Origin of the sequence: Streptomyces sp. NPDC085937, assembly GCF_044540535.1 — a bacterium.
Taxonomy (GTDB): Bacteria; Actinomycetota; Actinomycetes; order Streptomycetales; family Streptomycetaceae; genus Streptomyces.
The window spans coordinates 70,082-86,304 of record NZ_JBITSH010000007.1 but is presented as its reverse complement, the minus strand read 5'-3'; the positions used below and the strand labels follow the sequence as shown (position 1 = coordinate 86,304).

The window sequence follows — 16,223 nt, the reverse complement described above, 5'->3', positions numbered from 1 at the left end:
CCGCACCCCCAGGGCCGACCGAGGGCTGGACCGCCGGGGTGGGTGCGGGTGATCGTGTCGGGCATGAGCGTTCCGCCGGACAGCCCCTCCGACCCCGCCCCCCACCCCCGCGACGAGATCGCCGGCGTACGGCACTTCTGGCAGGAGCTCGGGCTGCCCGGCCTCGTCGACGTGCACACGCACTTCATGCCCGAGCGGGTGCTCCGCAAGGTGTGGGCGTACTTCGACGGTCTAGGCCCGCTGACCGGCGGGATCGAGTGGCCGATCACCTACCGCGCGGAGGAGGCCGAACGGGCGGCGCTGCTGCGCGCGTTCGGCGTGCGCGCCTTCACGTCGATGCTCTACCCGCACAAGCCGGGCATGGCCCGCTGGCTGAACGACTGGGCGGCCGGCTTCGCCCGCCGCACCCCCGACTGCCTGCACACCTCCACGTTCTTTCCCGAGCCCGGTGCCGCGGACTACGTGCGCGAGGCCGTCGAGGACGGCACGCGCGTCTTCAAGGCGCATGTGCAGGTGGGCGGTTACGACCCGGCCGACGAGGCGCTCGACGCCTGCTGGGGGCTGCTCGCCGAGGCGGGCGTCCCGGTCGTCGTGCACTGCGGGTCGGGCCCCGCGCCCGGCAAGCACACCGGGCCCGGGCCGATCGCCCGCGTGCTCGCCCGGCACCCCCGGCTGCGGCTGGTGGTGGCCCACCTCGGCATGCCGGAGTACGAGGACTTCCTGGACCTGGCCGAGCGGTACGCGGAGGTGCGCCTGGACACCACGATGGCGTTCACCGATTTCAGCGAGCGGATGGCTCCGTTCCCCGGGCGGACGCTGCCCCGGCTCGCGGATCTCGGCGACCGCGTCCTGCTCGGCTCCGACTTCCCCAACATCCCCTACCCGTACGCCCATCAGCTCGACGCCCTGGCGGGACTGGGGCTCGGGGAGGACTGGCTGCGGGCGGTCTGCCACGACAACGCGGCCCGGCTGTTCGGCCTGCCGGACACACCGGGGGCGCCCCCCGTCTGAGAGCCGGGCGCCCCGTTCGAGAGACGCCCGTGGGTTTCTCAGCGAAAACACAGAAAGACGAAAGGGCGCTCTCAGAGGAGCCCCGCATCGTGTCCGGTATGACCACGATCTCGCCCCAGGGGCGCTCCGCACTGCTCCGGCCGGACGAAAGCTCCGTCCGGGTGCTGGTGGTGGACGACGAGCAGTCGATCACCGAACTGCTCTCCATGGCCCTGCGCTACGAGGGCTGGCAGATCCGCAGCGCCACCGACGGCCAGGGCGCCGTGCGCGCCGCCCGCGAGTTCCGCCCCGACGTCGTCGTCCTGGACCTGATGCTGCCCGACATGGACGGACTGGCCGTCCTCGGCCGGCTGCGCCACGAGCTGCCGGACGTGCCCGTGCTGTTCCTGACCGCCAAGGAGGCCGTCGAGGACCGTATCGCCGGGCTGACCGCGGGCGGGGACGACTACGTGACCAAGCCGTTCGGCCTGGAGGAGGTCGTCGCACGGCTGCGCGGGCTGATCCGCCGTTCCGGCGCGAGCGACCGCCGCTCCGACGCCGTCCTGGTGGTCGGCGACCTCACCCTGGACGAGGACAGCCACGAGGTGACGCGCGGCGGCCGCAGCATCCACCTCACCGCCACCGAGTTCGAGCTGCTGCGCTTCCTCATGCGCAACCCGCGGCGCGTGCTCAGCAAGGCCCAGATCCTCGACCGGGTCTGGTCGTACGACTTCGGCGGGCAGGCGAACGTCGTCGAGCTGTACATCTCCTACCTGCGGCGGAAGATCGACGCGGGCCGGGAGCCGATGATCCACACCCGGCGCGGCGCCGGCTACCTGCTCAAGCCCGCGGTGTCGTGAACGGGCGCGGGCGGCCGGGTCCCCGCACGCCGCGGACGCGGTTGTCGTCGCGTCCGTGAGGCTGATCGCGGCGGTGCCACGGCCTCACCCGCCCGGCACGCGGCACGCGGGGACCGACCGCCGTACGGAGTCACGTTGTACGCCGTAAGAGCGCTGTTCTACGGTGTACAGCATGACGACGTCCTCGCGGGAGCCCTCCGCCGCGTCCCCCGGCCCGGTTCCTCAGAACGACCGGGCGGCCCAAGCGCACCAGGTGCCGTCCGGTCACGCCCGGCGCTGGCTGATCCTCGGAGTCATCTGCCTCGCCCAGCTCACGGTGCTGCTGGACAACACCGTGCTGAACGTGGCGATTCCCTCCCTCACGCGGGAGATGGACGCCTCGACCGCCGACATCCAGTGGATGATCAACGCGTACTCCCTGGTGCAGTCGGGCCTGCTGCTCAGCGCGGGGAACGCCGCCGACCGCTACGGCCGCAAGAAAATGCTGAACGTGGGTCTGGCGCTGTTCGGCGCGGGGTCGCTGGTGGCGGGGCTGGCCCAGTCGTCGGGTCAGCTGATCGCGGCGCGGGCCGGCATGGGCGTCGGCGGGGCGCTGCTGCTCACGACCACCCTCGCCGTGGTCATGCAGATCTTCACGCCCGAGGAGCAGCCCCGCGCGATCGGCATCTGGAGCGCCGTCAACTCCCTGGGCTTCGCGGCCGGTCCGCTGGTCGGCGGGTTCGTGCTGAACCACTTCTGGTGGGGCGCGATCTTCCTGGTCAACCTGCCGGTCGTGGTCCTGGCGCTGGCCGCCGTCGCGGCGTACGTCCCCGAGTCCCGCAACCGGCAGGGCGACCGGCCCGACCTGGCCGGCGCGGTGCTCTCCACCATCGGCATGACCGCCCTGGTCTACGCGATCATCTCCGGCCCCGAGCACGGCTGGACGTCGGGCCTGGTGCTCGCCACAGCGGCGACGGCGGTCCTGGTCCTCGGCGCCTTCGCGTACTGGGAGAGCCGGATCCCGTACCCGATGCTCGACCCGCACTTCTTCCGCAACCGGCGCTTCACGGGCGCGGTCGGCGGGCTGGTGCTGATCACCTTCGGCATGGGCGGCGCGCTCTTCCTGCTCACCCAGTACCTGCAGTTCGTCCTCGGATACGGCCCGCTGGAGGCGGGACTGCGCACCGCGCCGATGGCGCTGACCGTGGTGGCCCTCAACTTCACCGGCGTGGGCACCAGGTGGTCGGCGAAGCTGGGCACTCCGCTGTCCATCGCGCTCGGCACGGGGCTGATGGCGGCCGGCCTGGTGTCGACAGCGACCCTCACCGAGCACGGTTACGGCGGGACCCTGCTGGGCCTGGTGCTGATCGGCGCGGGCACGGCGATCGGCAGCCCGGTGATGGCGCACGCCGTGATGAGCTCCGTGCCCCGGGAGAAGGCCGGCGTCGGCGCGGGCATCAACGGCACCCTTGCCGAGTTCGGCAACGGGCTCGGGGTGGCCGTCCTGGGCGCGGTGCTCAACGCCCGGTTCGCGGCGCTGGTGCCGGTGGCGGCGACCTCGCTGCCGGTGGCGCTGGCCGCGGCCGGGTCCGACGGTGAACGCGCCGAGATCACCGGGGCGTTCTCCTCCGGCCTGGAGACCAGCCTGCTGGTGGGCGCGGTGGCGGTGCTGCTCGGCGGACTCATCGCGGCGGGGCTGCTGCGCCGGGCCGACCGCGCCGACGCGCGGGCCGCGGACGGCGGGACGGGCGCCTAGCATGAACCGGCGTCGGCGAGTCGAGGAAGGTGCGCCATGGTGAGGGCAGCCCAGCGGTCCGGGAAGGCGCCGCGGCCCAGTGTCTGGCTGGAGGGCAGGGCCCGGGGCGGCGGGCGCGGCGGGCGCCAGCCGTCCGGACTCGACCGGGAGAGGATCACCGACGCCACCGTGCGGCTGCTGGACGCCGAGGGTCTGGCGACGTTCTCCATGCGCCGCCTCGCCGCCGAGCTCGACGTGACCGCGATGTCCGTCTACTGGTACGTCGACACCAAGGACGACCTCCTCGAACTGGCCCTGGACCGTGCCTTCGGCGAACTCGCCCTCCCCGACCCGGAGTCCGGCGAGGACTGGCGTGACGACCTGCGCGCGCTGGCCCGCGGGTACCGTGCGCTGCTGGTGCGCCACCCCTGGCTGTCGGTGCTGGCCGGCCGCTTCCTCAACATCGGGCCTAACGCGCTGCGCTTCTCCGGGGTGATCCAGCGGATCCTCGGCCGCAGCGGTCTGCCCGAGCACGGGGTCACCGGGGCGATCTCCGCCGTGTTCCAGTTCGTCTACGGCTACGGCACCATCGAGGGCCATTTCCACGACCGGGTGGCCGCCACGGGCCTGACCCCGGACGAGTACCACCGCCGCGCCATGAACGAGGTCACGCGGGACCCGGACGCCTCCGACGTGATCGGACGGTCGGCCCGGATCATGGAGGCCCGCGGCGGCGACACCGTCGAGGAGATGCTGGAGCGGGACTTCACCTTCGCCCTGGACCTGCTCGTGGCGGGCATCGAGACGATGGTGGCCCGCGGCCGCGGGTGAGCGTGGACGGCGCCTATTCGCCCTCCGCCAGCCGCGCGGGGAAGCCGCCGGTGGCGACCGGCCCCCAGCGCTGCGGGGTGACCCGGATCAGCGACTTGCCCTGCTTGGCCATCGCCGCCCGGTACTCGTCCCAGTCGGGGTGCTCCCCGGCAATGTTGCGGTAGTACTCCACCAGCGGCTCCACCGCCTCGGGCATGTCCAGGACCTCGGCGGTGCCGTCGATCTGCACCCACGGTCCGTTCCACTCGTCGCTCAGCACGATCAGGCTGACCCGGGGGTCCCGCTTGGCGTTGCGCGTCTTGGCGCGCTCGGGATACGTGGACACCACGATCCGCCCCGAGTCGTCGACACCGCAGGTCAGCGGGGAGCCCTGGGGGCTGCCGTCGGCCCGCCGGGTCAGCAGGACCGCCCGGTGCCGGGGCCGTACGAAGTCGAGCAACTCGTCGAGGGAGACGCTGGTGTTGGTCGCGATGTTCGGTGCCATGGCGTCAGCCTAGGCCGCCATCGCCTCCGGGAGGTTGTCGTACACGGGCACGTCACGGCGCAGGCCGGTCAGTTCCAGCACCCGGCCGGCCACGCTCTCCGGGAGGGCCACCAGGTGCACCCGGGTGTCGGGCAGCAGAAGTCTTCGGGCGTCGTTGATCAGCCGTACGCCCTGGGAGTCCATGAACCGGGTCGCGGACAGGTCGAGGACCATCACCTGGGCGGGTCCTTCGGAGCCGGAGCGGGCCTGATACATGATCAGCGGCAGCAGGCCGTCCGCGTTGCAGAAGTCGATCTCCGACGGCAGCGGGAGCATCACGCGCTCGGAGGAATACGGGGAGAGGGTCACGGCACACACCTGACGGTCGATTGTCCGGATTCGGAAAAAGGCCGCTTCCTGACCCTCCGTCCATTGCACCACGTCCGGGTGTGTGACCGGAAGCGGCTAAAGTTTGTACGTCCTGTGCTCGCAGTCGGGAATGTGCTGCGGAGCTCTCCTGCGCACGGCCGTCCGGTCGTGCTCGCCGAAGAGGTTCGTGGTGGTCTCCTCCCAGTTTTCTGACGCGTGCGGCTTCCCCCAAGGTGTGGACCTGGCGGAGGCCTTGACGGCGGCGGCCCGCCGGCTGCACGAAACGGCGTCGGCCGACAGCACGCTGGACGCCGCGGTGCGTCTCACGGTGGATCTGCTGCCCGGCGCGGAGCACGCGGCCATCTCCGTCATAGAGCGCGACAACCGGCGCCGCCCGCTCGCCTGGACCGACGAGGTCGTCCGCGCCGCCGAGGACGGCGGGCCCCCGGCCGGGCGTCAGCCGTACTGGCAGCGGCTGTGGAACGCGCCGGTGGCCGAGGTCGCGGACAGCGAGGGTGACGAGGGCGAGGACACGCTGTCCGGGCTGGGACTGCGCTCGGTGCTGTCGCTGCGGCTGCGCGCCGACCGGCGGCGGCTGACCGTCCTCACCGCGTACGCCCGCAAGCCGCGCGCCTTCGACGAGGCGGCGCTGCGGGTCGGGCGGCTGTTCACCACGCACGTCGGCATCGCCCTCGACTCGGCCACCGTGCGGGAGCAGCTCACCGAGGCCATGCGCACCCGGGACCTGATCGGCCAGGCCACCGGCATCCTCATGGAACGCATGGACATCGACGCGGCCGGTGCCTTCGACAGCATGGTCCGGGCCTCCCAGCGCGAGAACGTCAAACTCCGCGACCTGGCCCTCCGCATCGTCGCCACCCACGAGAAGCCCTGACGTACCGGCAAGCCCGCGGCCCCACCCGGGGCCCGGGCCGCCCACCGGGGCTTCATGCCACGCCCAGAAGCCCCCCGGCACGCCGGCCTCCGGCCCGCAATCGGTCGCCTGCCGGGGTGCGGGCCACCGCTTTCGAGGGCGTCCCATGGGCGGGCCCCCGTGCAGAGAGCGGGTCCCACGGGCGGGCCCCGTGGAGAGAGCGGGTCCCGCCCCGACCCGGTGCTCAGACTGCCGGCAGGGTCTCGCCCTGGACCGCCTGGATGTCCAGTTCCACGCGCAGGGTGGTGCCGATGGCGGCGATGCCCGCCTGGACGACCTGGTTGTAGTTCATCGCGAAGTCCTCGCGGTGCAGCTCGGTCGTCGCGCGGAAGGCCGCGCGGGTGCCGCCCCACGGGTCGGCGCCGGTACCGAGGTAGGCGAGGTCCAGGTCGACCGGGCGGACCACCCCTCGCATGGTCAGCTCGCCGTGGACGGTCCAGCGGTCGGTGCCCGCCTGGGTCAGCCCCGTGGACCGGTAGGTGATCTCCGGGTGCCGCGCGACGTCCAGGAAGTCGGGCGACCGCAGATGGGTGTCGCGCATCCCGTTGCCGGTGTCGATGGACGCGGCCTGGATGACCGCCTCGACACGGGACTTGGTCACGTCGTCCGGGGCGATCTCCACCGTGGCCGAGAAGTCGGTGAACCGCCCCCGCACGCTGGAGATGCCCAGGTGCTGGGCGACCGCCGCCACACCGGAGTGCGCCGGGTCGACGGTCCACGGCCCGGGCGGCGGCAGCTCCGTGCCCCCGGTGCGGGCCAGCGTCACGGTCCCGACCTCGGCACGCCCGCTCGCGGTGACGAGGGCGCTCGCGGCGGCGGGCGCGTAGCCGACCGCGGTCACGACGACGGTGTACGCCCCCGGCGTCAGCTCGGTGGCGTCCCGGACGGCGCCCTCGGCGTCCGCCTCGGCGCGCAGCACCTGGCTGCCGGTCCCGTCGGTGAGCGTGACGACCGCGTGCGACACGGCCCATCCGTCCCGGGTACGGATCCTCGCGGTCAGTGGCATCCGGTCTTCTCCCTGAAAAAGCTCATAAAAGGTCGTGATACGACCGGCCCGCGGCGGGGCGCGTCTCCGCTACAGGACGCGCGGGCCCGCCACGGGCCGGGGCCGGTGCTACTCGCCCGGGTGGGCGAGCTCGATGTCGTGGTCGTCGGCACCGGTGCCGGCGACCGTCAGCGCGCTCGCCACCGGCGGGTAACCCGTGGCGATGACGGTGTACTCGCCGCCGTCCAGGTCGGCGAAGGCGTACGCCCCGTCCGCCCCGGTGGTCGCCGTGCCGACCACGTTGCCCGCCGCGTCGACCAGGGTGACCCTGGCGTCGGCCAGCGGACCGTGCGGGGCGCGGACCACGCCCCGGACGTGGGCGCCGGTCTCCAGGTCGGCCTCGACCCGGGTGACGCCCGTGGCGCCGATCTCGACCGGCAGGGCGCGCGGCCGGTACCCCGCGGCGTTCACCGCCACGGTCACCGCGCCGGGCACCAGCTCGGCGAACGAGAACTCGCCCTGCTCACCGGTGGTCCCGGTGGCCAGCAGGTCCCCGCGCACGTCGGTGACGATCACCATCGCGTCCTTCACCGGCTGACCGGTGTCCGCCGCGCGGACCACACCGGTCATGCCGCTGGTGCCGCTGAGCAGGATGTCGTAGGCGACCGGCTCGCCGTTCACCACGACCGTGGATGCCTGCGGCTGGTGGCCGTCGGCGGCGGCGATCAGGACGTACGACCCCGCCGAGGGGGCGTCCACCGCGTAGGAGCCGTCGTCCTGGGCCACCGAGCGGCCCAGCTGACGTCCGCCCAGGGAGATCAGCGTGACCGCGGCCCGCGGCACCGGGGTGCTGTCCGCGCCCCGGACGAAGCCGCGCACCGGGATGCCGCCGGAGGCGGGCTCCTCGGGACGGGCCGCGGTGGCGACGGCGGACACGGGCTGGGCGAAGGTGTCCTCGCCGGCCCGCTCGGTCTCCGAGGTCACGGAGCCCGCGGGGGCGGCGCCCCCGGCCGGGACGGTGGCCGCGGCCTCGGCGACGGCCGGGACGGCCGGGTCGCCGGTGACGCCCGCCTGCTCCTGGGCGGCCTGGGCCAGCGCGCCCGTGGTCCGCAGCGGGACCTCCTTGATGAACAGGGTCACCAGGAAGCCGAGCAGGGCGACCGGCGCGACGTACAGGAAGATGTCGGCGATGCCGTGCCCGTAGGCGCTCTCCAGCCAGGTGCGGATGCCCGGGGGCAGCAGGTCCATGTCGGGGAGGGTGCCGCTGCCGGAGGCCTTGGCGGCCGCCGCCTGCTCCTGCGGGCTGAGCGAACCGATGCTGTCCGCCGCGTAGTGGCTGATCCGGGAGGACATCACCGAGCCGAGCACGGAGACGCCCACCGCACCGCCGAGCGAGCGGAAGAAGGTCACCACGGAGGAGGCCGCGCCCAGGTCGCTCGGGGCCACCTGGTTCTGCGTGCAGAGCACCAGGTTCTGCATCATCATGCCGACGCCGAGACCCATCAGCGCCATGAAGATGCCGATGTGCCAGTACGGGGTGTCGTAGCGCATGGTGCTCAGCAGGCCGAGGCCCGCCGTGAGCAGTACGCCGCCCGCCAGCAGCCAGGCCTTCCAGCGGCCGGTCTTGGTGATGACGATGCCGGAGACGGTCGACGATATGAACAGACCGCCGATCATCGGGATGGTCATGACGCCCGACATGGTCGGGGACTTGCCCCGGGCCAGCTGGAAGTACTGGCTGAAGTAGACGGTGCCCGCGAACATCGCGATACCGACGAACAACGAGGCCAGCGAGGCCAGCGTGATGGTGCGGTTGCGGAACAGGCGCAGCGGGATGATCGGCTCGCTGGCCTTGGACTCGACGAACAGGAAGACCAGCGTCAGCAGGATCGCCCCGCCGACCATCAGACCGGTCTGCCAGGACATCCAGGCGTACTTGTCGTCCGCGAAGGTGACCCAGACGAGCAGCAGGCTGACGGCCGCGGTGACGAAGAAGGCACCGGCCCAGTCGACCTTGACCTCCCGCTTCACCAGGGGCAGGTTCAGCGTCTTCTGCAGCACGATCAGCGCGATGATCGCGAACGGGACGCCGACGTAAAGGCACCAGCGCCAGCCGAGCCAGCTGGTGTCGGTGATGACACCGCCGAGCAACGGACCGCCGACGGTCGCGACGGCGAAGGTCGCACCCAGGTAGCCGGAGTACCGGCCGCGCTCACGCGGGGAGATCATCGCGGCCATGATGATCTGCGCCAGTGCGGCCAGACCGCCACCGCCGAGACCCTGGATGGCGCGGGCGATGATCAGCATGCCCGGGTTCTGCGCCGTACCGGCCACGATCGAGCCGATGACGAAGACCACCAGGGCCGTCTGGACCAGGGCCTTCTTGCTGATGAGGTCGGCGAGCTTGCCCCACAGCGGGGTGGAGGCGGTCATCGTCAGCAGCGAGGCCGTGACGACCCAGGTGTAGGCGCTCTGTCCGCCGCCGAGGTCGGAGACGATCTCGGGCAGGGCGTTGGTGACGATGGTCGACGACAGGATGGCGCAGAACATGCCGAGCAGCAGCCCGGACAGCGCCTCCATGATCTGCCGATGGGTCATCGGAGCGTCCTGGGAGGGGCCTCCTCCGTGCTTGGCATGAGCCCGCACACCGTGTGGTGTGGTCGTTGCCATGGACTTCCTTCTCTTATGTGCTTGCGGGTGTACGGGGGGTCTTCTCGAGCGCGGGAGGTGCCTGCCGGGGCACGGTGCGCGGGTCGCCGAAGCTGTCCCGGAGCCGGGCCATCAGCTGGGTGAGGCTGCCGACCTCCTCGTCCGACCAGTCGCTCAGCCGTTCGGCGAGGAGACGGGTCGTGAGCCGGAACATCTCGTCGAGCCGGGTCTGGCCGGCCGGGGTGAGGCGCAGGATGCGGGACCGTTTGTCGGCGGGGTCGGGGGAGCGTTCGATCCAGCCGCGCTCGGCCAGATGGGCGACGTGGCGGCTGGTGACGGACATGTCCACGGACAACAGCTCCGCGAGACGGCTCATGCGCATGTCGCCGTGGCCGCCCAGCAGGGTCAGCACGGCCGCGGAGCCGCTCGGGCAGTCGGCCGGCATGATCCGGTTCATCTCCCGTTTGACGGCGCCGAAGGCGCTGAACTGTCGGACCAGTTCCTCGTACTGTGCCGACTCGGCCATGGCACCTCCATTCGTTGCTTAAAGCAACCGTAGGTTTCGATGGTTGCTGAAGGCAAATAAAAACGGGTCCACCGGACCAAAAACTTGGCAAAGGCAAGTAATCGCGGCAGTAAACCCGCAGGTCGTAGGGGTTGTGCCGGGTCGGCGACGGTCTCCCGTGGCGGGTGCGGCCGCCCGTCCCCGCCCCGCTTGGGGCGCCGGACGGTGATTCGCTAGGGTCTCGTGACATGGCTAACACCCAGGGCCCGCAGGGCAATCACGACCCCGCCGGCAGCACCCAGATGTTCCGCGCGTTCGTCGACGAGGCCCCCCAGGGGCAGCAGGCGACGGCGTCCACGGGCGGGGGGCCGCGGATCGGCCTCATCGTCGGCATCGTCGTCGCCGTGGCGGTCGTCGCCGCGGTGGCCTGGCTCGCACTGAAGTAAGAACGCTCCGGCCGCCGACGCGCACCCCCTCCGGGGCGCTACGGCGGCCGCGCGCCTTTCCCTTCACGCGGGGGCGCTCGCGTGTCCGCGTGAAGGAGTGCCCTGCCGTCGCCGGCACGGTGCTCTCCCTCCCGCACCGTGGCGGGCACGCGCCTTGCCCCCTACGCGGGCGCGTTCGCGTGCCCGCACGGCGGAGCGCGTTGCCGCCGCCGACGCGGCACGCTTCACGTCCAGCGCCGCGAGCGCCTTGCCGCCGACGGCCGACGCGGCGCGTGCGCTGGGGCGTCGTTCAACGCCCTGCCGCCGGCGCGGCGCGTGCGCTGTCGCGTCGCGAGCGTCCTGGTTGCGGCGCGGCTCGTTCCTCTTCGTGCTGCGGTGCACCTCGCTGTCTTCGCGGGCAGGCTCCGTGGCTGCGCACGCCGTGCCCGCTCATGTCTCGCGCTGTGGCGCACCCCGCCACCCGCATGCCGGCCACGCCCGCCCTTCCGGGCTGCGACGCCCTTCGCTCCGCGGCGTCCACCCACGCTCTTTGCGTCCGCGAGCGATGCGGAACCGTTGTCCACAGCTGTGGATAACCTTCTCGATTCCAGGGGCAGGGCCCCACGGTCATGGGTGAGCGGAACATGCGGACCGCGGAACCGCGCTGGGCTGCCGTGCGTATGGGCGGTTCCGGCCGCGAAGCGCCGAGTGGGCGGCGGGAGAGGCGGCGGTTCGGTGCCGGCCTGCGGGTGCTGCCTGTGGCGCAGGGCACCCGGGTCGCCGCGCGGGCAGTGCAGCGGGACGCCCGTACGCGGTGCGGCGGACTGTACGAGCCGAAATCCGCGGCCGTCGCCGCGGAGATCGTGGCCCGGAGCGGACCGCCCGGGTCGCGGACGTGAGCCGGTGGGGCGTCCCACCTGCGGCGCCGCACGCCCTCAGGGCCCGGCGTGAGCCGGTGGGGCGTCCTGACCGGGGCCTCGTAAGCCCGGACCCCGGGAACCATGCGGGCGCTCAGCTCCCGCGAGCCGCGAAACGCCAGCGGTGTGGACTGCCGGTGCCCTCGGACGCGGGTCCGCCCGCGTCGTCCGGCAGGCGCGGAGGTGTCCCGGACCCCAGGGGACCGGGACACCTCCGTAGCGGATGTCGCCGCGTCCGTCAGTCCGAGATGAGCCCTTCCCGCAGTTGCGAGAGCGTCCGCGTGAGCAGACGCGAGACGTGCATCTGCGAGATGCCGACCTCCTCGCCGATCTGCGACTGCGTCATGTTCGCGAAGAACCGCAGCATGATGATCCGCCGCTCACGCGGCGGCAGCTTCGCCAGCAGCGGCTTCAGGGACTCCCGGTACTCCACGCCCTCCAGCGCCGTGTCCTCGTAGCCGAGGCGGTCCGCCAGCGAGCCCTCGCCGCCGTCGTCCTCCGGGGCGGGGGAGTCCAGCGAGGACGCCGTGTACGCGTTCCCCACCGCGAGGCCGTCGACGACGTCCTCCTCGGACACGCCCAGCACGACGGCGAGTTCGCTCACCGTCGGCGAGCGGTCCAGCTTCTGGGAGAGCTCGTCGCTGGCCTTGGTCAGCGCCAGCCGCAACTCCTGCAGCCGGCGCGGCACCCGCACCGACCAGGACGTGTCACGGAAGAACCGCTTGATCTCCCCGACCACCGTCGGCATCGCGAACGTCGGGAACTCCACGCCCCGTTCGCAGTCGAAGCGGTCGATCGCCTTGATCAGGCCGATGGTGCCGACCTGGACGATGTCCTCCATCGGCTCGTTGCGCGAGCGGAAGCGTGCCGCCGCGTACCGCACGAGCGGGAGGTTGAGTTCGATCAGCGTGTCCCGGACGTAGGCACGCTCCGGGCTGTCCTCGTCGAGCACGGCGAGCCGCAGGAACAGGGAACGGGACAGGGTGCGGGTGTCGAGGGCCGCCGTGTCCGGGAGGTCCGGAGCGGGTGTTGCGGCGAGGGCCGGGCCCTCGTCGATGGGGCCGAGTGCGTCGAGAGCATGGGGAGCTGACTCGCTCTCCGCGAGCGTGAGCACCTTCGAGCTGCCCTGTTCTGCGGACATGCCACCCCCTTTGGGTCGCGGGACGGTCGCGGCGAACGCTCCCGATCCGAGGAACGCAGCCTTCACCTGAATACCGGCGCCGAGGCTCCGGCAAACGCGCTTCCGGCAGAATGTCACATGTCGGCAACGCGCTGTAGTGACATGTCGACATGCGAGACGCGAATCAGCCCTGGAAACAAGGGGTCTGACGGGGTATCGGGCAGAAAAACCACAGAAGCGCGCTCGAAGGCGATTCGCTCTTTACGGCTACGCGTCGATCCTGTTTGCGGACCGCAGTCGCTGGAAGCTCCGGGCCAGGAGCCGGGACACGTGCATCTGCGAGACGCCAAGTTCCGCACTGATCTGGGACTGCGTCAGATTGCTGTAGTAGCGGAGCAGGAGGATGCGCTGCTCGCGCTCCGGCAGTTGCACGAGCAGGTGCCGGACCAGGTCACGGTGCTCGACCCCGTCGAGGGCCGGGTCCTCGTAGCCGAGCCGGTCCAGCAGGCCGGGCATGCCGTCGCCCTCCTGCGCGGCCTCCAGCGAGGTGGCGTGGTACGACCGGCCGGCCTCGATGCAGGACAGCACCTCCTCCTCGGAGATGCGCAGCCGCTCGGCGATCTCGGCGGTCGTCGGGGTGCGCCCGAAGGCGGTGGTGAGGTCCTCGGTCGCGCTGTTGACCTGCACCCACAGCTCGTGCAGCCGGCGCGGTACGTGGACGGTGCGGACGTTGTCGCGGAAGTACCGCTTGATCTCGCCGACCACGGTGGGCATCGCGAACGTCGGGAACTGCACGCCGCGCTCCGGGTCGAAGCGGTCGATGGCGTTGATGAGCCCGATGGTGCCGACCTGGACGACGTCCTCCATCGGCTCGTTGCGGGAGCGGAAACGGGCGGCCGCGTAGCGCACGAGCGGGAGGTTCGCCTCGATGAGCGCCGCTCGTACGCGGGTGTGCTCCGGCGTGCCGGGCTCCAGGTTCTTGAGCTGACCGAACAACACCTGGGTGAGGGCCCGGGTGTCCGCCCCGCGGCGCTTGGCGGGGGTCTGGACCGCGTCGGGGGACACCTCGTCCTGGGGCGGCGCGGAACTGGCCGGCACGGTCAACGCCACCTCTTCATCGCTCACATCGTCCGTCAACTCATCCGTCAAAAGCGGTCATAGCATCACAAGACTGACTCACTGTGTGCAAGCACCGCATATTCCGTGTTGAGGGCGAACGGGAGCCGTCGGACGCGCGAAAGCCCCCTGCCGCAGCGGCAGGGGGCCTCGGTGCACGGGGAGCGGACGGGGCGTCAGAACTCGTAGTCGGCGATCACCCACGTGGCGAACTCGCGCCACAGGCCCACGCCCGCCTGGTGGTCGGGGTGTTCCACGTACCGGCGCAGCGCCTCGGCGTCGTCGAACGCCGAGTTGATGGCGAAGTCGTAGGCGATGGGGCGGTCGCTGATGTTCCAGGCGCACTCCCAGAAGCGGATCTCTCCGATCTTTCCCTCCAGTGCGCGGAAGGCGTCCACTCCTTCGACGACCTTCGGGTCGTCGCGGCGGACGCCCTCGTCGAGCTTGAAGAGCACCAGGTGCCGGATCATCACTTGCCTCCCGCGGCCAGCCAGGTCATGAAGTCGCCGACCGCCTTGGCGGCGTCCGAGACGCCCTGGAACCCGATGGTGACGTAGTCGCCGGCGGTCTCGGGATCCGTGATGATCACGTACAGCACGAAGACCACCACCAGATAGACGGCGGCCTTCTTCGCGTTCACCGCCATCGCGGCCCTCCCCTGTCACTGCTGTCACGCGTGCATCGAGCGGGCCCATGATCGCACGAAGGGCCCCGTCTGACGACGGGGCCCTTCAGAAGCGGTAGCGGAGGGATTTGAACCCTCGGTGACTTGCGCCACACTCGCTTTCGAGGCGAGCTCCTTCGGCCGCTCGGACACGCTACCGAGGGAGACCTTACAGCACGGTGGCGCGTGGTTAGAAATCGGTATTCACCGGCCGCGGAAGAACTCCGTGAGCAGCCGCGCGCAGTCCTCGGCGAGCACGCCCTCGATCACTTCGGGGCGGTGGTTGAGGCGGCGGTCCCGTACGAGATCCCACTGGGATCCCACCGCGCCGGCCTTCTCGTCCCGGGCGCCGTAGACGACCCGGTCCACCCGGGACTGCTGGACCGCTCCCGCGCACATCGTGCAGGGCTCCAGGGTGACGACCAGGGTGCAGCCGGCCAGCCGCCACTCCCCGAGCCGCTCGGCGGCCCGCCGCAGGGCCAGCACCTCCGCGTGCGCGGTGGGATCACCGCCCGCCTCACGCTCGTTGTGCGCGGAGGACAGCACGGTGGTTCCGTCCGCGGCCAGGACGACGGCGCCCACGGGGACGTCCCCGCCCGGGACGGCCCGGCGGGCCTCGTCCAGGGCGAGGCGCATCGGCTCACGCCAGCGGTCACGCACCGGGTCCGGGAGACCCGGTGCGGGGGTGGTCGTCGGCACGGTCAGCGGACGGTCTCCAGGACCTCGGAGGCGCCCAGGGCCTCGGCGATCTCCGAGACGGCGTCCGCGGTCATCGACCGCAGCTCCTTCTCGGTGACGCCCAGGTCATCCAGGACCTGCGCGTCCCCGACCGGGCCGTGCGGCACGGACTCCCCGGAAACGGTGGGTCCGGGGGCGCCGTCGGCGTCCTCGTCGTCCGGCTCACCGTCCTCCGTGCCGTCGAGGTCGAGGGCGTCCAGGTCGGGGCCGTCGTCCCCGGGCTCCCGGCCGAGCAGTTCGTCGGTGAGCAGGATCTCGCCGTAGCTGCTGCGGGCCGCCGCGGCGGCGTCGGAGACGTAGATCCGGGGATCCTCCTCACCGTCCACGCGGACGACGCCGAACCAGCCGTCCTCCTGCTCGATCAGCACGAGCACCGTGTCCTCGTCGGGGGAGGCTTCCCGGGCGAGGTCGGCCAGATCCGACAGGGTTTCCACATCGTCGAGCTCTGTGTCGCTCGCTTCCCACCCGTCTTCGGTGCGCGCGAGCAGTGCGGCGAAGTACACCGTGACTCTCCCACTGGTCATAGGCGTGCCGGTTGGGGGTCCCCCCGGCGGAGGTGTGCGGGCGGGTGTTCCGGTGCTCCGAGACCCCGCCCACTGGGAATCGTGGCAGAAACATGGCCCTCAGGGGACGTCTTCCGCTCCCTGTGTCCGGCAGTTTCGATCGCAGTGCGCCGAGTGCGCCCCGGAAGGACTCACCAGCGCACTTGTTGCCGCCACGTCGGGATCGTACGCGGCTTTGCCCGCCGCCCCCGTGCGGCACTCGCCGCCGTCCCGCCGGGGGCGCCCCCCGGCGCCCTCACTCCCCGGCAACAACCGGCCCCCACCCCACACGACCGGCCCACCCCCGTGGCGTGTCGCACCCACCACCCACCAGGCGGCACCCGGCCCCTCGCCTCCGCAGCCACAGACCCGGCCGCCCCCAGGCCGCGCACAGACCCGGC

Annotated in this window: 17 protein-coding genes and 1 tRNA gene; 6 read left to right on the top strand and 12 right to left on the bottom strand. The window is 71.8% G+C overall.

The features are described 5' to 3' along the window. The first annotated feature begins 63 nt into the window (after window positions 1-63). The 4 genes from ACIF8S_RS16945 to ACIF8S_RS16930 all read left to right on the top strand — a co-directional run bounded on the left by ACIF8S_RS16945 (window position 64) and on the right by ACIF8S_RS16930 (window position 4,395). A complete protein-coding gene (locus ACIF8S_RS16945; protein ID WP_399999869.1) occupies window positions 64-1,011 on the top strand; it encodes an amidohydrolase family protein in 948 nt (315 codons plus the stop codon). Between the two features lie 98 nt (window positions 1,012-1,109). Then, the gene (locus tag ACIF8S_RS16940) at window positions 1,110-1,850 is read left to right on the top strand and encodes a response regulator transcription factor (protein ID WP_399999868.1); all 741 of its coding nucleotides are present in this window, start codon (window positions 1,110-1,112) and stop codon (window positions 1,848-1,850) included. A 172-nt stretch (window positions 1,851-2,022) separates the two neighbouring features. Then, window positions 2,023-3,585, top strand: coding sequence for an MFS transporter (locus ACIF8S_RS16935; RefSeq protein ID WP_399999867.1), 1,563 nt, complete (start codon window positions 2,023-2,025; stop codon window positions 3,583-3,585). 36 nt (window positions 3,586-3,621) lie between these two features. Beyond that, window positions 3,622-4,395 carry a TetR/AcrR family transcriptional regulator gene (locus ACIF8S_RS16930; RefSeq protein WP_399999866.1) on the top strand — a complete coding sequence of 258 codons (774 nt, stop codon included), beginning with the start codon at window positions 3,622-3,624 and terminating at the stop codon, window positions 4,393-4,395. A 13-nt stretch (window positions 4,396-4,408) separates the two neighbouring features. Here ACIF8S_RS16930 and ACIF8S_RS16925 read toward each other — a convergent pair whose 3' ends face one another. Together ACIF8S_RS16925 and ACIF8S_RS16920 are read right to left on the bottom strand one after the other, a co-directional pair. Then, the gene (locus ACIF8S_RS16925; protein ID WP_399999865.1) at window positions 4,409-4,879 is read right to left on the bottom strand and encodes a PPOX class F420-dependent oxidoreductase; all 471 of its coding nucleotides are present in this window, start codon (window positions 4,877-4,879) and stop codon (window positions 4,409-4,411) included. A gap of 9 nt (window positions 4,880-4,888) precedes the next feature. Further along, window positions 4,889-5,194, bottom strand: a complete 306-nt coding sequence (locus tag ACIF8S_RS16920; RefSeq protein WP_051490027.1) for an STAS domain-containing protein — start codon at window positions 5,192-5,194, stop codon at window positions 4,889-4,891. 163 nt (window positions 5,195-5,357) lie between these two features. Between ACIF8S_RS16920 and ACIF8S_RS16915 the strand changes: the two genes are divergently transcribed. After that, window positions 5,358-6,122 carry an ANTAR domain-containing protein gene (locus tag ACIF8S_RS16915; protein ID WP_400000062.1) on the top strand — a complete coding sequence of 255 codons (765 nt, stop codon included), beginning with the start codon at window positions 5,358-5,360 and terminating at the stop codon, window positions 6,120-6,122. 223 nt (window positions 6,123-6,345) lie between these two features. Here ACIF8S_RS16915 and ACIF8S_RS16910 read toward each other — a convergent pair whose 3' ends face one another. From ACIF8S_RS16910 to ACIF8S_RS16900, 3 genes are all read right to left on the bottom strand, one after another. Then, window positions 6,346-7,167 carry a YceI family protein gene (locus ACIF8S_RS16910; RefSeq protein WP_399999864.1) on the bottom strand — a complete coding sequence of 274 codons (822 nt, stop codon included), beginning with the start codon at window positions 7,165-7,167 and terminating at the stop codon, window positions 6,346-6,348. Between the two features lie 108 nt (window positions 7,168-7,275). Beyond that, window positions 7,276-9,816, bottom strand: a complete 2,541-nt coding sequence (locus ACIF8S_RS16905) for an MFS transporter (protein ID WP_399999863.1) — start codon at window positions 9,814-9,816, stop codon at window positions 7,276-7,278. A gap of 13 nt (window positions 9,817-9,829) precedes the next feature. After that, a complete protein-coding gene (locus ACIF8S_RS16900; protein ID WP_399999862.1) occupies window positions 9,830-10,321 on the bottom strand; it encodes a MarR family winged helix-turn-helix transcriptional regulator in 492 nt (163 codons plus the stop codon). Between the two features lie 227 nt (window positions 10,322-10,548). Between ACIF8S_RS16900 and ACIF8S_RS16895 the strand changes: the two genes are divergently transcribed. Beyond that, complete coding sequence (locus ACIF8S_RS16895) at window positions 10,549-10,746, top strand: hypothetical protein (RefSeq protein ID WP_399999861.1); 198 nt, start codon at window positions 10,549-10,551, stop codon at window positions 10,744-10,746. A 1,134-nt stretch (window positions 10,747-11,880) separates the two neighbouring features. On the opposite strand, the gene ACIF8S_RS16890 is transcribed toward ACIF8S_RS16895, so the two are convergent. The 7 genes from ACIF8S_RS16890 to ACIF8S_RS16860 all read right to left on the bottom strand — a co-directional run bounded on the left by ACIF8S_RS16890 (window position 11,881) and on the right by ACIF8S_RS16860 (window position 15,783). Next, the gene (locus tag ACIF8S_RS16890; protein WP_024886160.1) at window positions 11,881-12,783 is read right to left on the bottom strand and encodes an RNA polymerase sigma factor SigF; all 903 of its coding nucleotides are present in this window, start codon (window positions 12,781-12,783) and stop codon (window positions 11,881-11,883) included. 246 nt (window positions 12,784-13,029) lie between these two features. After that, complete coding sequence (locus tag ACIF8S_RS16885; RefSeq protein WP_400000061.1) at window positions 13,030-13,866, bottom strand: RNA polymerase sigma factor SigF; 837 nt, start codon at window positions 13,864-13,866, stop codon at window positions 13,030-13,032. 188 nt (window positions 13,867-14,054) lie between these two features. Continuing rightward, on the bottom strand, window positions 14,055-14,348 hold the full coding sequence (locus tag ACIF8S_RS16880) for a Dabb family protein (protein WP_399999860.1): 294 nt from the start codon (window positions 14,346-14,348) through the stop codon (window positions 14,055-14,057). Next, a complete protein-coding gene (locus tag ACIF8S_RS16875) occupies window positions 14,348-14,524 on the bottom strand; it encodes a hypothetical protein (RefSeq protein WP_190004497.1) in 177 nt (58 codons plus the stop codon). Before ACIF8S_RS16875 ends, ACIF8S_RS16880 begins: the two co-directional genes overlap by 1 nt. 92 nt (window positions 14,525-14,616) lie before the next feature. Then, window positions 14,617-14,701 (bottom strand) — tRNA-Ser (locus tag ACIF8S_RS16870). Window positions 14,702-14,746: 45 nt separating this feature from the next. Then, on the bottom strand, window positions 14,747-15,178 hold the full coding sequence (tadA, locus tag ACIF8S_RS16865; protein ID WP_037723131.1) for a tRNA adenosine(34) deaminase TadA: 432 nt from the start codon (window positions 15,176-15,178) through the stop codon (window positions 14,747-14,749). A gap of 65 nt (window positions 15,179-15,243) precedes the next feature. Further along, complete coding sequence (locus ACIF8S_RS16860; RefSeq protein WP_349795943.1) at window positions 15,244-15,783, bottom strand: hypothetical protein; 540 nt, start codon at window positions 15,781-15,783, stop codon at window positions 15,244-15,246. Window positions 15,784-16,223: the final 440 nt, after the last annotated feature.

Excerpts from the sequence above, each read along its gene's own strand:
- ACIF8S_RS16945 (WP_399999869.1), top strand. The coding sequence starts at position 64 with ATGAGCGTTCCGCCGGACAGCCCCTCCGACCCCGCCCCCCACCCCCGC.
- ACIF8S_RS16940 (WP_399999868.1), top strand. The coding sequence starts at position 1,110 with ATGACCACGATCTCGCCCCAGGGGCGCTCCGCACTGCTCCGGCCGGAC.
- ACIF8S_RS16935 (WP_399999867.1), top strand. The coding sequence starts at position 2,023 with ATGACGACGTCCTCGCGGGAGCCCTCCGCCGCGTCCCCCGGCCCGGTT.
- ACIF8S_RS16930 (WP_399999866.1), top strand. The coding sequence starts at position 3,622 with ATGGTGAGGGCAGCCCAGCGGTCCGGGAAGGCGCCGCGGCCCAGTGTC.
- ACIF8S_RS16925 (WP_399999865.1), bottom strand. The coding sequence starts at position 4,879 with ATGGCACCGAACATCGCGACCAACACCAGCGTCTCCCTCGACGAGTTG.
- ACIF8S_RS16920 (WP_051490027.1), bottom strand. The coding sequence starts at position 5,194 with ATGCTCCCGCTGCCGTCGGAGATCGACTTCTGCAACGCGGACGGCCTG.
- ACIF8S_RS16915 (WP_400000062.1), top strand. The coding sequence starts at position 5,358 with ATGTGCTGCGGAGCTCTCCTGCGCACGGCCGTCCGGTCGTGCTCGCCG.
- ACIF8S_RS16910 (WP_399999864.1), bottom strand. The coding sequence starts at position 7,167 with ATGCCACTGACCGCGAGGATCCGTACCCGGGACGGATGGGCCGTGTCG.
- ACIF8S_RS16905 (WP_399999863.1), bottom strand. The coding sequence starts at position 9,816 with ATGGCAACGACCACACCACACGGTGTGCGGGCTCATGCCAAGCACGGA.
- ACIF8S_RS16900 (WP_399999862.1), bottom strand. The coding sequence starts at position 10,321 with ATGGCCGAGTCGGCACAGTACGAGGAACTGGTCCGACAGTTCAGCGCC.
- ACIF8S_RS16895 (WP_399999861.1), top strand. The coding sequence starts at position 10,549 with ATGGCTAACACCCAGGGCCCGCAGGGCAATCACGACCCCGCCGGCAGC.
- ACIF8S_RS16890 (WP_024886160.1), bottom strand. The coding sequence starts at position 12,783 with ATGTCCGCAGAACAGGGCAGCTCGAAGGTGCTCACGCTCGCGGAGAGC.
- ACIF8S_RS16880 (WP_399999860.1), bottom strand. The coding sequence starts at position 14,348 with ATGATCCGGCACCTGGTGCTCTTCAAGCTCGACGAGGGCGTCCGCCGC.
- ACIF8S_RS16875 (WP_190004497.1), bottom strand. The coding sequence starts at position 14,524 with ATGGCGGTGAACGCGAAGAAGGCCGCCGTCTATCTGGTGGTGGTCTTC.
- tadA (WP_037723131.1), bottom strand. The coding sequence starts at position 15,178 with ATGCGCCTCGCCCTGGACGAGGCCCGCCGGGCCGTCCCGGGCGGGGAC.